The 14,233-nt window shown below is 74.1% G+C and carries 12 protein-coding genes and 1 pseudogene; 7 read left to right on the forward strand and 6 right to left on the reverse strand.

Annotated elements, in window-relative coordinates:
• Nucleotides 1-16 precede the first annotated feature (16 nt).
• Nucleotides 17-196 (forward strand): DUF1737 domain-containing protein, encoded by a 180-nt coding sequence (locus ACIA6T_RS15030; protein WP_399446924.1) that lies wholly within the window; start codon nucleotides 17-19, stop codon nucleotides 194-196.
• Between the two features lie 66 nt (nucleotides 197-262).
• Here ACIA6T_RS15030 and ACIA6T_RS15035 read toward each other — a convergent pair whose 3' ends face one another.
• Nucleotides 263-2,080: a bifunctional metallophosphatase/5'-nucleotidase gene (locus ACIA6T_RS15035; protein WP_399446925.1), complete on the reverse strand. Its 1,818-nt coding sequence runs from the start codon at nucleotides 2,078-2,080 to the stop codon at nucleotides 263-265.
• Between the two features lie 148 nt (nucleotides 2,081-2,228).
• On the opposite strand from ACIA6T_RS15035, the gene mshD reads away from it, so the two are divergent.
• Entirely contained in the window at nucleotides 2,229-3,155 is a 927-nt protein-coding gene (gene mshD / locus ACIA6T_RS15040; protein WP_399446926.1) for a mycothiol synthase, read from the forward strand.
• On the opposite strand, the gene ACIA6T_RS15045 is transcribed toward mshD, so the two are convergent.
• From ACIA6T_RS15045 to ACIA6T_RS15065, 5 genes are all read right to left on the reverse strand, one after another.
• Nucleotides 3,115-3,792: an ABC transporter gene (locus ACIA6T_RS15045; protein ID WP_399446928.1), complete on the reverse strand. Its 678-nt coding sequence runs from the start codon at nucleotides 3,790-3,792 to the stop codon at nucleotides 3,115-3,117. The genes mshD and ACIA6T_RS15045 overlap by 41 nt on opposite strands.
• Nucleotides 3,789-5,312, reverse strand: a complete 1,524-nt coding sequence (locus tag ACIA6T_RS15050) for an ABC transporter permease (protein ID WP_399446929.1) — start codon at nucleotides 5,310-5,312, stop codon at nucleotides 3,789-3,791. Before ACIA6T_RS15050 ends, ACIA6T_RS15045 begins: the two co-directional genes overlap by 4 nt.
• The gene (locus ACIA6T_RS15055; protein ID WP_399446930.1) at nucleotides 5,309-6,178 is read right to left on the reverse strand and encodes an ABC transporter ATP-binding protein; all 870 of its coding nucleotides are present in this window, start codon (nucleotides 6,176-6,178) and stop codon (nucleotides 5,309-5,311) included. Before ACIA6T_RS15055 ends, ACIA6T_RS15050 begins: the two co-directional genes overlap by 4 nt.
• Nucleotides 6,179-6,687: 509 nt before the next feature.
• The gene (locus ACIA6T_RS15060; RefSeq protein ID WP_399446931.1) at nucleotides 6,688-7,563 is read right to left on the reverse strand and encodes a zf-HC2 domain-containing protein; all 876 of its coding nucleotides are present in this window, start codon (nucleotides 7,561-7,563) and stop codon (nucleotides 6,688-6,690) included.
• Nucleotides 7,560-8,102 (reverse strand): RNA polymerase sigma factor, encoded by a 543-nt coding sequence (locus ACIA6T_RS15065; protein ID WP_399446932.1) that lies wholly within the window; start codon nucleotides 8,100-8,102, stop codon nucleotides 7,560-7,562. The genes ACIA6T_RS15060 and ACIA6T_RS15065 overlap by 4 nt, the downstream gene beginning before the upstream one ends.
• Before the next feature lie 109 nt (nucleotides 8,103-8,211).
• On the opposite strand from ACIA6T_RS15065, the gene ACIA6T_RS15070 reads away from it, so the two are divergent.
• The 5 genes and pseudogenes from ACIA6T_RS15070 (at nucleotide 8,212) to ACIA6T_RS15090 (ending at nucleotide 14,208) form a co-directional block, all read left to right on the forward strand.
• Complete coding sequence (locus ACIA6T_RS15070; protein ID WP_399446933.1) at nucleotides 8,212-8,637, forward strand: GntR family transcriptional regulator; 426 nt, start codon at nucleotides 8,212-8,214, stop codon at nucleotides 8,635-8,637.
• Nucleotides 8,634-9,128, forward strand: a pseudogene (locus tag ACIA6T_RS15075) (ATP-binding cassette domain-containing protein); the annotation flags it as partial. The gene ACIA6T_RS15070 and the pseudogene ACIA6T_RS15075, both read left to right, overlap by 4 nt.
• Before the next feature lie 383 nt (nucleotides 9,129-9,511).
• Nucleotides 9,512-10,501, forward strand: coding sequence for an ABC transporter permease (locus ACIA6T_RS15080; protein WP_399446934.1), 990 nt, complete (start codon nucleotides 9,512-9,514; stop codon nucleotides 10,499-10,501).
• 268 nt (nucleotides 10,502-10,769) lie between these two features.
• Entirely contained in the window at nucleotides 10,770-13,004 is a 2,235-nt protein-coding gene (locus tag ACIA6T_RS15085; RefSeq protein WP_399446935.1) for an RNA degradosome polyphosphate kinase, read from the forward strand.
• Complete coding sequence (locus ACIA6T_RS15090) at nucleotides 12,985-14,208, forward strand: CHAD domain-containing protein (RefSeq protein ID WP_399446936.1); 1,224 nt, start codon at nucleotides 12,985-12,987, stop codon at nucleotides 14,206-14,208. Before ACIA6T_RS15085 ends, ACIA6T_RS15090 begins: the two co-directional genes overlap by 20 nt.
• Nucleotides 14,209-14,233: the final 25 nt, after the last annotated feature.

Here is a 14,233-nt window from a genome sequence, read left to right on the forward strand (position 1 = left end):
TGGCACGCTTCCGGGTATGTCGACACCACCGGACGGGCTGCCCGTCTACCGCGTACTGACCGGTCCCGACGACCCGGCCTTCTGCCACCGGGTGAGCGAGGCGCTGGAGACGGGGTACCTGCTGCACGGAGGGCCGTCGGTCACCTTCGACGGTGAGCGGGTGATCGTCGCGCAGGCGGTCGTGTGGCCCGGGTAGGGGGACGGACACGCGTCGGGGCCGGTACGCGGCGGTGAACACGCCTCGTACCGGCCCCGACGGGGGTTACCCCACGATGGTGACGCGGTCCGCCTTCGGCGGGGCGATCGGGTTCGTCGCCGTCGAGTTGGCGGTCAGGTACTGCTCCAGGGCCGCCAGGTCGTCCTCGCCGACCAGGTCGTTCGTGCCCTGGCCCAGGGTCGGGAAGCCGTCGCCGCCGCCCGCGAGGAAGCTGTTCGTCGCGACGCGGTAGGTGGCGGACGGGTCGATGGGCGAGCCGCCCAGCCGGATCGAGTCCGTGACGACGCGGTCCGCGCCCGTCTTCGTCAGGTCCAGGGTGTAGGTCAGGCCGGAGGAGATCTGGAGGATCTTCGGGGCCGCCTCGTTCGCGCCGCTGACCTGCTCCTTCAGGGCCTGGATGACCTGCGCGCCCGTGAAGTCCTGGAGGTTGACCGTGTTGGCGAACGGCTGGACGGTGAAGCCCTCGGCGAAGGTCACCACACCGTCGCCCTCCGCACCGCCGGCCGCGTAGGTGAGCGACGCGCGGATGCCGCCGGGGTTCATCAGCGCCAGGTCGGTCTCCGCGTCCAGCGTCCTGCCGTACTCCAGCTGCGCGTCGGCGATGAGGTCGCCGAGCGGGGACTCGGTGCCGTCCTTCACGATGTCGCCGGAGATGTAGCCGATCGGGCGGTTGCCGATGGGCGCGGCGAGGGTGTTCCACTTGCCGATCAGGCGGGTCATGTCGCGCGCCTTGCGGACGTCCCGGGTGACGACGTGGTTCGCGGACTTCACCGCCGTACGGGCGATGTCACCCGTCCAGCGGTCGTATGTCAGCGTGGTGTCCGTGTAGAGGCGGCCGAAGGACGCGGCCGAGGTGACCGTGCGGGGCTTGCCCGCCGGGTCGGGGATGGTGCACACGTACGCGTTGTGGGTGTGACCGGTGACCAGCGCGTCCACCTGCGGCGAGACGTTCTTGGCGATGTCCGCGATCGGGCCGGAGATGCCGTCGCCGGCGCCCGGGGAGTCGCAGTCGTAGTTGTAGGAGGACGAGGCCGGGAAGCCGCCCTCGTGGATGAGCGCCACGATCGACTTCACGCCCTGGCGCTGGAGCTCCTCGGCGTACTTGTTGATCGTCTCGACCTCGTCCTCGAAGGTGAGGCCCTTCACGCCCTCCGCCGAGACGATGTTCGGGGTGCCCTCCAGGGTCACGCCGATGAAGCCGACGTTGACGCCGTTCCGTTCCCACACCCAGTACGGCTCGAGGAGCGGCTTCTTCGTCTTCTCGTCGAGGACGTTCGCCGCCAGGTACGGGAAGTCGGCGCCCTTGAACTCCTTGTCCGTGTAGCAGCCGTCGACCGGGTGACAACCGCCGTTCTGCAGGCGGCCCAGTTCGGCGGCGCCCTCGTCGAACTCGTGGTTGCCGACGGAGGTGACGTCCAGGTCGAGCTTGTTCAGCGCCTCGATCGTGGGTTCGTCGTGGAAGAGGCCCGAGATCAGCGGGGACGCGCCGACCATGTCGCCGCCGGCGGCGGTGACGGAGTAGCGGTTGCCCTTGCGGGCCTTGCGCAGGTGCGTGGCGAGGTACTCCACGCCGCCCGCGTCGACGGTCTTCGTCGTGCCGTCGGGCTGGAGTTCGGTGACCCGGCCGGAGGAGCCGGACGGCGGCTCCAGGTTGCCGTGCAGGTCGTTGAAGGACAGCAGCTGCACGTCCTGGTAGCGGCCGTGCGACGTGCCCTTGTCGCCGTGGTCCTCGCCCGCGCTCGCCGACCCGGGCAGGGCGGCCGCGGCCAGCGCGCCGACGGTGAGCACACCGGCGGCGGTCGCGAGAAGACGGTTCGTACGGCGTCTGCGGCGCTGGTGGTGCGCCGGGGATGTGGCTGGCATGCGCCCCCCTGAGGGTCCGAGTGGGTACCGGCGCAGCCTAGAGTCAACGCGCGTAGCGCGACAGGGTGTTCAAGGTTACGGCCTGGTTTAACTTTCGCCGACACCGTTGCCGTCCGTTTTGCGCCCGCCTCCCCTTAACCTCGTACGCATGACCAGCGACGACTTCGCACGGCCCGGCCGCCCCCGCTCGCTCCAGACGTATGCCGCGCTCGGCCCCGGGCAGACCGAGACGGTGCTCGCCCTGCTCGCCGAGGCCGCCCGGACCGACGGACAGCAGGCGGTGTCCGAACAGGGGCGGTTGCAGCTGCGCGGCGGGGAGCGGGACGGGGTCTCGCACCTGCTGCTCTCCGTCGACGACGAACTCGTCGGATACGCCCAGCTGGAGGACACCGATCCGGTGGAACCGCCCGCCGCCGAGCTCGTCGTGCACCCCTCGTACCGGGGCCACGGGCACGGGCGGGCGCTCGGTTCGGCGCTGCTCGCCGCCTCCGGGAAGCGGCTGCGGGTGTGGGCGCACGGCGGTCACTCCGCCGCCCGGCACCTCGCGCAGGTCCTCGGGCTGACGCTGTTCCGGGAACTGCGGCAGATGCGGCGGCCGTTGGCCGGCTTCGAACTGCCCGACCCGGTGCTGCCGGAAGGCGTGACCGTACGCACCTTCGTGCCGGGCCGGGACGACGCCGCCTGGCTCGCGGTGAACGCCGCCGCGTTCGCCCACCACCCCGAGCAGGGCGCCCTCACCCAGCGCGACCTCGACGACCGCAAGGCCGAGGCGTGGTTCGACCCCGAGGGGTTCTTCCTGGCGGAGAAGGACGGCCGGCTCGTCGGCTTCCACTGGACCAAGGTGCACGCGGCGGAGCGCCTCGGGGAGGTGTACGTCCTCGGGGTGAGCCCCGACGCCCAGGGCGGCGGCCTCGGCAGGTCACTGACCACGATCGGGCTGCGGCACCTGGCGGCCCGGGGCCTGCCGACGGCCATGCTCTACGTCGACGCCGACAACAAGGCGGCGGTCTCCGTCTACGAGCGGCTGGGCTTCGTCACGCACGAGACGGACCTGATGTACCGGACGGAGACCTGAGCCCGCGGAGGGTGAGGCGGCGCCTCGGTTCCGTCGCGCACACCGCGCCCACCAGCAGCGCCGCGCACAGCAGTACCGCCCAACGGTCGTGGCCCGCCGCCCACCTCGTGTCGTCCGGGGTCGTGAACAGCGCCCAGCTCCCGGGGGTCAGCAGCGGACCCAGGACCGATCCGACGAGCAGGAACGCGGCGACCGCCTGACCCGGCCGGGCGCCGTCCCCGCGGCGGATCGCGAACGCCGACCCTGCCAGGGCGAGGGCGAGGGCCGCCGCCGCCTCCAGGGTGATCGCGGCGGCCGGGGGGCGTACGGGCGCGGGCACCAGGAGCAGCGCGGCGGTCCACCACACGGCGGCGACCGGGGCCACGAGGAGGACGCGCAGTCCGTGGCGGACGGCCCGCCGGACGGGGACGGCGGCGGTGGTGTGCCGGGCCGGGTCGTCCAGCACGAAGGCCGTCCCCAGCGCGAAGGCCACGGCGGACGCCCGCAGCACGTTCAGCGCCAGCCGGCCGTCCGCCCCCTCGCCCATCAGCCTAGGCACGGCGGCGAGCAGCAGGCCCAGGGCCCCGGCCGCTCCGATCGCCCTCCAGGGCATGGTCCGTACGGTCGGCCGCAGCAGAGCCGCGTCGACGGTCCTCACAGGCACTCGTCCTTCGCCTCCGGTTCGTCCAGGCCCAGCAGTCGCGCGACCCGGTCCGTCGTCACCTCCGGGGCCGTCAGCTCGGCCCAGTGCGCCCTCACCTTCGCGGCGGTCCCGTCCTTGGGACGCTGCAGCAGCTCGCGCACCACCTCCGTCTGCGCGGCGGTCATGGACAGCGGGTTCGTCTGCGAGAGGACGACCGCGGAGCCCGTGTCGCTGTCGTCCAGGCGCACCCGCCGCAGGTCCGACATCGGGTCGGGCCGGTCGGCGAGCGCCAGCCACATCACGGTGACCATCCGGCCGTCGCACATCTCGCCCGTCTCCGCCTCGGTGCCCGTGACCAGCACACCGGCCACGGCGGCGGCGAACTCCGGGACCCGGTTGCCGCCCCAGGACGTGCCGACGGTGACCTCGCCGGGGCGGGTGGCCGGGTCGATCGCCGCGTCGCTGTCCAGTCCGTACCGCGCCTCGACGCGCTGCCGTACGACGAGCGGCCGGTCCTGCGCGGTGCCGCCCGCGAGGGAGCGCACGCCGTTCAGGACCTCCGCCCAGTCGTCGGTGCGCGCTCCCCACTCCGGGAAGGCGCAGTACGTCGTGGCGTCCCGCTCGGCGCACCGCTGCTCCTTCTCCGGGGTGGCGGAGTACCGCGTACGCGCCTCGGTCGTCTCCGGCGGCACGCCCTGGGACTGGGCCACCGCGCCCACCAGGGTCAGCAGCACGGCCCCGGTGACGCCCGCCCGCACGGTCCGCAGCCGCGCGCCCCCGGAGACCAGCACCGCGAGCAGGGCCGCGCTCAGCGCGAGACCCGTGAGGTAGAGGGCGTGCCGGGCGGCGGGGCGGCCCAGCAGCTCGGACGGCAGCGTGTTGGAGGTGTTCTCGCCGACCGTCAGCGACAGCCACCGCGTCCACCCCTCGCCACCGGCGTCGGTGATCAGCAGGGAGAAGGACAGGAGGAGGACGAGCAGCAGCGGGGCCGCGAAGGGAGCGGCCAGCAGCCGGCCCAGCAGCACCCCGAGGGCACCGAGCACCAGGACGGACAGCGGCCCGGCCAGCAGCTCGCCCGGCGAACCGTGCCCGACCGCGCCGGGCTTGAGCGCCTCCCAGGTGAACTGGCCGGCCACGCACACCCCGGTGAGCAGCGCGACGGCCGCGACGGACAGCAGGTGCGCGGCCGTACGGCGCCACGGCTGGACCACCAGCACGTCGAGGTGCCGGTCGGTGTCGTACCGGCGGGAGCGCAGCACGGCCTGGTTGACGCAGAGCAGCACCGCGAGGCCGACGAGCAGGGGCGCGTTCTGGGTGGCGCGGTCGGCGTCCTGCAGCGCGGGGAAGCCGTCCCAGGAGGTGCGGGTCTTCCACACCGTCGCGCCGAGGTACACCGCGAAGGCGATGAGGACCGGCACCCGCAGCAGGAGCCGGCGGGTCTCGAAGCGGGCCAGGGTGAACACGGCAGCCCAGGAGGTGCGGGGGTCGGCCGCCGTGACCGTGGCGACCGGGGTCCCGGTGGTGAGCGTGGTCATGCGGCCGCCTCCGTGTCCGTGCCGTCGAGGCCGTCGAGGGTGAGCAGGTAGCCGTCCTCCAGGGTGGGTTCGAGGAGGTCCGCGCCGGCGGGCGGGTCGCCCACGTTGCGGAAGGCGCCGAGCCCGGTGCGCCAGCCGGCCTTCGCGCCCGGGTCGCGTTCGGTGCTGCTCCACACCCGGCCGGCGGCCCGCGCGGTCAGCTCGGCGGGGGTGCCGTCGAAGCGGACGGTGCCGTCGGCCAGGACGACGACCCGGTGGCAGAGCATCGCCACGTCCTCGGTCTGGTGCGTGGACAGCAGCACCGTGCGGCCCTCACCGGCCCGCGCGATCAACTCACGGAACCGCATCCGCTGTTCCGGGTCGAGTCCGACGGTGGGCTCGTCGAGGACGAGGAACGCGGGATCGCCGACGAGCGCCGCCGCCAGCGCCACCCGCTGCCGCATCCCGCCGGAGAGCTTGCGGATCCGCTTGCCGCGTACGTCGACGAGGCCGGCCTCGTCGAGCACCCTGCGCACCTCGCGGTGGCGGGCGGCGCGGTCGGTGAGCTCCTTGAGGATCGCCACGTAGTCGACGAACTCGAAAGCGGTGAAGTCGGGGTGGAAGCCGGGCGTCTGCGGCAGGTAGCCGAGGTTGCGCCGGACCTCCTGCCGGCCCCGCGAGGTGCCCGGGTCGTGACCGAGCACCGTGAAGGAGCCCCGGTCGGCCGGTACGGCGGTGGCGAGTACCCGCAGCAGCGTGGTCTTGCCCGCGCCGTTGGGCCCGAGCAGCCCGGTGACACCGGCGGACAGCCGCAGCGACACGTCGTCGAGGGCGCGGACACCGCCGTAACGGAGGCTCAGCCCGGAGGCGGAGACGGTGGGGGTCATACGGAACTCCCGTACAGGTGGGGACAGGTGGATGGAGTCTGGAGACAGGTGGACGGAGCCGAAGGCGGCCGGACCGCGATTCCCCGGGCCGGGGGCGGACGGCTGGTGGGTCGTGGCCGACAAGGCGCCGGGGCGGTCGGCCGGGGTTCCTGACCGACCGAGCACCGGGGCGGACGGCCAGGAACCTCTGGTCAGCCAGGTACCGGGGCGGACGGCCCGAGGACCTCTGGCCGTCCAGCCACCGGGGCGGACGGCCGAGGGTCCCTGGCCGACCACGCACCCGGGCGGACAGCCAGGAACCTCTGGTCAGCCAGGTACCGGGGCGGACGGCCCGAGGACCTCTGGCCGTCCAGCCACCGGGGCGGACGGCCCGAGGCCCCCCGACAGTCCAGGCACCGGCGCGGACGGCCGGATTTCCCGGCCGAGGCCGTCGGCCCGCCCCCGGCGGAGGGGAGGGGGCCGGAGCCGTCAGGCCGCGTCGCCCCTCCCGGCGGAGAGCCGGGCGGCCGTCAGGGCGTACTTCGGCTGCTGAGGTCGAAGCGGTCCCGGAGCAGGACGAGCAGGGCGGCGGCGAGTGCGGTGACCACCGCCGACACGCCCTGCCCGGCCGCGGTGAACGGGGCGAGCGGGCCGTCCCCGCCGGCCCGGGCGGCGTCCGCCGTGAGCAGTAGCGCGATCCAGCCGCCGCCGACGAGGGACGGGGCGAGCACCGGACCGAGCCGGGCGGTCAGCGCGAGTCCGGTCGCGGTGAGCGCGAGGGCGGGCAGCAGCCAGGCCAGGGCGCGCAGCCCGTACCCGGGCAGGGCGAGCGTGGCCAGCCCGTTGAGGCCGAGCCCGGCGCCGAGTACCGCCACCGTGCGGATCATCAGCAGCCGGAAGCCGTGCGTCGGGGCGACGACCGCCATCTCGTACGTAGGGTCCAGCGCGGGCCCGTACGACAGCGCGACCCCGGCGAGCGGCAGCAGCGGGGCGAGGGCGAGGAAGAGGGTGGGCGAGCCGCCGGTGCCGTGAACGGCGGTGACGGCCACCGTGAGCAGGAGGACGGCGGTGACCGCGCCCAGCCAGGAGCGGCGCAGCGCCGGGGTGGCGACGAGCAGCCGAGCGGTGTGGTCGGCGATGCCGAGCCGCAGCAGCAGCGACTCCAGGAATCCGGGCCGGGGCACGTCCAGTTCGGCGTCGAGCCGTTCCCATCCGGCGTCGAGGGCGACGGGGTCGCTCACCCCGGCGAGGACGGCCCGGCAGTGCGCGCAGGCGGTGAGGTGGGTGTCGGCCGACCACAGCAGGGGCGCCGGGAGGCCGCCCCGCGCGTAGGCCCGCAGGTCCTCCTCGGACACGTGCCAGCCGGTGCCGCCCCCGGACGTACCGCCCGTTGTTCCGTACGTCATGCCAGCGCCTCCCGGAGTTGCCTGCGGGCCCGCATCGCCCGCGTCTTGACCGTGCCCGGCGGGATGCCGAGCAGGACGGCGGCCTCACGGGTGGTCAGCCCGTCGATGACCGTCGCCTGGAGCACCGCGCGCAGTTCCGGCGACAGCCGGACCAGCGCACCGGCGAGGTCCCCGTGCTCCACCCCCGCGAGCACGCGGTCCTCCGCCGACGCCTCGTCCCGGTGCCGCAGCCGCGCCAGCGTCTGCCGCAGCCGGCCCCGCGCACCGGCGCCGCGCAGGGCGTCGACCAGCCGGCGCGAGGCGATCCGCCACAGCCAGCCGGCCGCGTCCCCGTCCTCCCGGTACCGCGCGCTCCCCCGCCACACCGCCAGGAAGGTCTCCTGCACGACGTCGTCGACGATCCCCGCGTCGGCGCACCGGCCGCGCATCCGGGCGGTCAGCCACGGCGCGTACCGCCGGTACAGCTCCTCGAAGGCGCGCCGGTCCCCGTCCGCCGCGACGGCGCGCAACAGCTCCCCGTCGCTTCTCGTTTCGCTCACATCCCCTCATCGGACGACCCCCGCCGACCGGTTCACGGGAGCGCGGTTGACTTTCCCACCACCCTGCACCACCCTTTCACTACTCAATTAGTGAAAGGGTGGTTGTCGAGTGATCGACTACCGCATCGACCGGCACAGCGGCGTGGCCACCTATGTCCAGATCGTGCAGCAGACCAAACAGGCCCTGCGCCTGGGACTGCTGGCGCCCGGCGACAAGCTGCCCACGGCCCGGGAGGTCGTCGAGGCCACCGCCGTCAACCCCAACACCGTGCTGAAGGCCTACCGCGAGCTGGAACGCGAGGGCCTGGTGGAGGCCCGGCGCGGCCTCGGCACCTTCGTACGGCGCTCCCTGGGCGCCGCCCCCGCCGACTCCCCGCTCCGCGCGGAGCTGGAGGACTGGGCGGCGCGGGCCCGTGCGGCCGGCCTGGAGCGGGAGGACGTGGCCGCGCTCTTCACCGCCGTGCTCGAAACCCACTACCCGGTACGAACGCCGGACCCCGCACCTCCGAAGACCTCTCAGGGAGACCCGTCATGACCGTCCCGGCCATCGAGGCAGGTGCGCTCGGCAAGCGCTTCGGCCGGCGCGCCGCGTGGGCGCTGCGCGACTGTTCCTTCCGACTGCCCGCCGGCCGCGTCTGCGCCGTCGTCGGCCCCAACGGCGCGGGCAAGTCCACACTGCTCGCGATCGCCGCCGGGCTGCTCGCCCCCACCGACGGCACGATCACCGTCCTCGGCACCGACCCGGCGTCGGCCCGCCCCCGGGTGGGCTTCGTCGACCAGGACAAGCCGCTGTACCCGCAGCTCACGGTCGACGAGACGCTGCGCATGGGCGCCGATCTGAACCCCGGCCGCTGGGACGCGGACACCGCGCGGCGGATCGTGGCCGGCGGCGACCTGGACCCGGGCGAGCGCGTCCGCTCCCTCTCCGGCGGCCAGCGCACCCGCGTCGCTCTCGCGCTCGCTCTCGCCAAGTGCCCCGAACTGCTGCTCCTGGACGAGCCGATGGCCGACCTCGACCCGCTGGCCCGGCACGAGCTGATGGGCGTACTGATGGGTCAGGCCGCCGCGCACGGCACGACGATCGTGATGTCCTCGCACGTCGTCGCCGAGCTGGAGGACTCCTGCGACCACCTGCTGCTGATCGGCGGCGGCCGGGTCCGCCTGGCCGGTGAGATCGACGACCTGCTGGCCGCCCACACCCGCGTCTCCGCCCCGGCGGCGACGGACCTGGCCCCGCACGACGTCGTGGAGTCCCGCACCACCGGCCGCCGGCTCAGCGCGCTGATCCGCCCGTCCGGCCCGCTGCCCGGCGACTGGCGCACCGGCGCGCCGTCCCTGGAGGAGCTCGTCCTGTCCTACCTGCGCAACCCCGAGGCCCCCACCCCGGCCGACCCCATGGAGGCCGCCGCATGAGCGCCACCCCGACCGCCCCGGCCACCACCGACCGCCCCGCCCCCGCGCCCCGGCAGCTGCGCTGGCTGTACCGGCTGCACCGCCCGGCCCTCCTCACCGGTGCGGCGATCACGCTGCTGCTCGGCGCGGCCCTGCTGTGGCTCGGCGGCCCGCTCACCGACGCCTCGGCGGCGGCCTGGAAGCAGTACAACGCCTGCGGCATCACCGGGAGCTGCACCTACGACCAGAGCTCGATCCTGCTCTACAAGGACGTCTACACCTACACGACCTTCGCCGTGCTCGCCGTGCCGTTCCTGGTCGCCGCCTGGGCCGGCGGCTCGCTGACCGGCCGCGAGATGGAGTCCGGCACGGCCCGCCTCGCCTGGACCCAGAGCGTCTCCCCGGCCCGCTGGCTGGCCTCCCGGCTCGCCTTCCCGGCCGTGCTGACCGCCGCCGCGACCGGTCTGCTGGTCTCGCTGCACCGCCTGGCCTGGACGGCGGCCGACGGCCGCGTCGACACCGCCCTGTCGTGGGACCACTACCCCACGTTCTACGCCAACGGCACCGTCCCGGTGGCCCTCGCCCTGGCCGGACTGGCCGCGGGCGTCCTCGCGGGGCTGGTGCTGCGCCGCGCCCTGGCCGCGCTCGCCACGGCCGCCGTCGCGGTCGGGGCACTGTGGGCGGCCGTCCACACCGCCCTGCCGCATCTGTGGCCCGCGGTCACCAGGATCAGCAGCCTGCGGGACGGCCCGGCCGGGGAGGGCCTCTGGGTCGGCCAGGGCGTCCTGACCGCCGACGGCGACCGGCTGCCCACTCCCTGCTACAGCAGCATGATGCCCGAGTGCGAGGCGGCACTGGCGGACCTCGACGCCGTCGGCTTCTACCGCGACCTCCACCCCGCCGCCCACTACTGGCCGCTCCAGCTGGTCGCCTCCGGCATCCTGCTCGCCGTCGCCGCGCTCCTGGCCCACGCGGCCTTCCGGCTGCTGCGCCGCCGCACGGTCTGACCCCCACGCCCGTACGTCCCTCCCGGCGGGGGAGGGACGTACGGCCCCCCGCACCCCCGTGAGCCGCCGCCCGATATCCCGGACGTCATGTCTCCGTAACCATCGATTCAGACAGGCTTGCGACGCTCGGCCAATGAATCCCGCCGTGCCAGAGGCTTCACCGCCCCGAAGGGTGAACGGGGAGAACGGAAACGCCTCAGGACCACCACCGCTCCCACCCGCGTTCTCCGACGCGCCCGTGACGCCGGTGGCGCGGAACAATGGGGTCATGAGCCAGCCCAGCACCCAGGCACAGGTACAGCACCCGCAGCCCTCCGTGGGCTCCATCGCCGCCCACCGCCCGCACACCGTGGCCGGAACGGTCTCCGACCTGGAACCCGACATCGACGCGGACCTCGACGGTTACGAGGAATCCCTGACCGACGGCGCCACCCCGCTCCCGCAGGGCCGTTTCCTCGACCGGGAACGAAGCTGGCTCGCGTTCAACGAACGCGTCCTCGAACTCGCCGAGGATCCCGACACCCCGCTGCTGGAGCGCGCCAACTTCCTCGCGATCTTCGCCAGCAACCTGGACGAGTTCTTCATGGTCCGCGTGGCCGGACTGAAGCGCCGTATCGCCACCGGTGTCGCCACCCGCTCCGCCTCCGGTCTCCAACCGCGCGAGGTGCTGGAGATGATCTGGGCCCGCTCCCGCGAGCTGATGGCCCGGCACGCCGCCTGCTACCACGAGGACGTCGCCCCCGCACTCGCGGAGGAGGGCATCCACCTGGTCCGCTGGAACGAGCTGGCGGAGAAGGAGCAGGCCCGCCTGTTCACCCTCTTCCGGCACCAGATCTTCCCGGTCCTCACCCCGCTCGCGGTCGACCCCGCGCACCCCTTCCCGTACATCTCGGGCCTGTCGCTGAACCTGGCCGTGGTCGTACGCAACCCGGTCACCGGGCACAGGCACTTCGCGCGGGTCAAGGTGCCGCCGCTGCTGTCCCGCTTCCTGGAGAGCTCCCCCGGCCGGTACGTCCCCATCGAGGACGTCATCGCCGCGCACCTGGAGGAGCTGTTCCCGGGCATGGAGGTGCTGCAGCACCACGCCTTCCGGCTCACCCGCAACGAGGACCTGGAGGTCGAGGAGGACGACGCGGAGAACCTGCTCCAGGCGCTGGAGAAGGAGCTCATGCGGCGCCGCTTCGGGCCGCCGGTGCGCCTGGAGGTCGAGGAGTCCATCGACCGCGAGGTGCTGGACCTGCTGGTGCGCGAGCTGAAGGTCGGCGAGGCGGAGGTGTACCCGCTGCCGGGCCCGCTCGACCTCACCGGCCTGTTCCGCATCCACGGCCTGGACCGGCCCGAGCTGAAGTACCCGAAGTTCATCGCCGGCACCCACCGCGACCTGGCGGAGGTCGAGTCGGCGTCCCAGCCCGACGTCTTCGCCGCCCTGCGCAGCCGGGACGTGCTGCTGCACCACCCGTACGACTCGTTCTCCACCTCCGTGCAGGCGTTCCTGCAGCAGGCGGCCGAGGACCCCGACGTGCTGGCCATCAAGCAGACGCTGTACCGCACTTCGGGCGACTCCCCCATAGTCGACGCGCTGATCGACGCCGCCGAGGCCGGCAAGCAGGTGCTGGTCCTGGTCGAGATCAAGGCGCGTTTCGACGAGCACGCGAACATCAAGTGGGCGCGCAAGCTGGAGGAGGCCGGCTGCCACGTCGTGTACGGCCTGGTCGGCCTGAAGACCCACTGCAAGCTGTCCCTGGTGGTCCGTCAGGAGGGCGAGACGCTACGGCGCTACAGCCACGTCGGCACCGGCAACTACCACCCGAAGACGGCCCGCCTCTACGAGGACCTCGGGCTGCTCACCGCGGACCCGCAGGTCGGCGCGGACCTCTCCGACCTGTTCAACCGGCTCTCCGGCTACTCCCGCCGCGAGACCTACCGGCGCCTGCTCGTCGCCCCCAAGTCCCTGCGGGACGGCCTGGTCTCCCGCATCGACAAGGAGGCCCAGCACCACCGCGCCGGACGGCCCGCCTACGTCCGCATCAAGGTCAACTCGATGGTCGACGAGGCCGTCATCGACGCCTGCTACCGGGCGTCGCAGGCCGGCGTCCCGGTGGACATCTGGGTGCGCGGCATCTGCGCGATCCGGCCGGGCGTGGCGGGCCTGTCGGAGAACGTGCGGGTACGGTCCGTCCTCGGCCGCTTCCTCGAACACTCCCGCGTGTTCGCCTTCGGCAACGGCGGCGAGCCCGAGGTGTGGTTCGGCAGCGCGGACATGATGCACCGCAACCTCGACCGCCGTATAGAGGCGCTGGTACGGGTCACCGACCCCGCGCACCGGGCGGCTCTGAACCGCCTGCTGGAGACCGGCATGTCGGACACCACCCAGTCCTGGCACCTCGCCGCGGACGGCGAGTGGACCCGGCACGCGACGGACGCGGACGGCCAGCCCCTGCGCAACGTCCAGGAGATGCTCATAGACGCCCGGAGGCGCCGGCGTGGCACAGCGACACCCTGACCCGACGGACCCCGCGGCCCTGGCCGGCTATCTGCGGGCCCAGGCGACCGAGTTCCTCCGCGCGCTGCGCCTCCACCGGGAGACCGGTGCGGGCGCGGCGGCGTCGGAGGGCTCCGTCGGGGCGGCCCGCGCGCTGCGCCGCGCGGCCCGCCGCGTCAGCGCGAGCCTGCACACCTTCCATCCGGTCCTGGACCCCGACTGGTCGGAGGCGATGCGCCCCGAACTGGCCTGGGTCTCCGGCACCCTGGCCCTGGAACACGCCTACGCCTCCCGCCTGGACCAGCTCCTCCTCGCCCTCCACCGCCTGTCGGGGGCACCGCCGTTGTCGGCTCTGCCGCACCCCGCACGCCCGCAGCCCGCGGGCAGTCGTGCCGCCGGGGCGGCACGGGTGGGCGCTGGGGGCACCCCCTCCGGGGGAAGCACCTCGTCGGCGCCGAGCAGCGCGACCCCGCCCCGCACCCCGGCCGCCCCGGCACCCGAAGCGGCGGGCACCGAACCCGGTGCTTACGGCAGCAAGGGTGCCGCCGCCACCGGTGTTCTCGCCGACTCCGTCAACGGAACCGTCGTCCCCACCCCGGACCGGGGAAACCTGACCGTCGGCGCCGCCAAGGCCGGCGCGCTGCTGGACCGCCAGCTGACCCTGGCAAGGACCCGTGCGCACTCCACCGCCCTGCAGGCCCTCGGCTCCTCCCGCTTCCACGCGATCGCCGACAAGGTCGCCGTACTCGCCAGCGAGGTCCCCCTCTCCCCGGCAGCGGCGGCGGCCGGCGCCGACCTCCGCCCGCTCGCCGACGCCGCGCGCGGGCGCCTCGCCGACGCCGTCGCCGCACTGCCCCTGCTCACCGCGGGCAGCCCGTACAACGCCGAGGCGCTGATCCACGGTCTCTCCCCGGACCCCGCCCCGCACCCGCAGGACGCCCCCTGGCACCAGGTCCGGCTCCTCCTGCGCCTGCACCGCTACGCCCTGGAGGTCCTCCAGACCGGCCCGGACCCGGCCCTCCTCGCCGCCGGCGAGGCACTGGACCGGCACCGCGACGCCTCCGAGGCCGCGGCCGCCGCCGCGCAGGCGGCCCGCACCCCGCGGATCGCCCCGGCCACGGCGTACGCGCTGGGCGTGCTCCACGCCGACCAGCGGCATGAGGTGGAGGCGGCGCGGTACGCGTTCCAGCGGGCCTGGCGGAAGGAAGCCGCCGGCACGTTATAGGAAGCCGCCGGCACGTCACAGGGAG

The sequence above is a fragment of the Streptomyces sp. NPDC051740 genome (assembly GCF_044453165.1).
Lineage (GTDB): Bacteria > Actinomycetota > Actinomycetes > Streptomycetales > Streptomycetaceae > Streptomyces > Streptomyces atrovirens.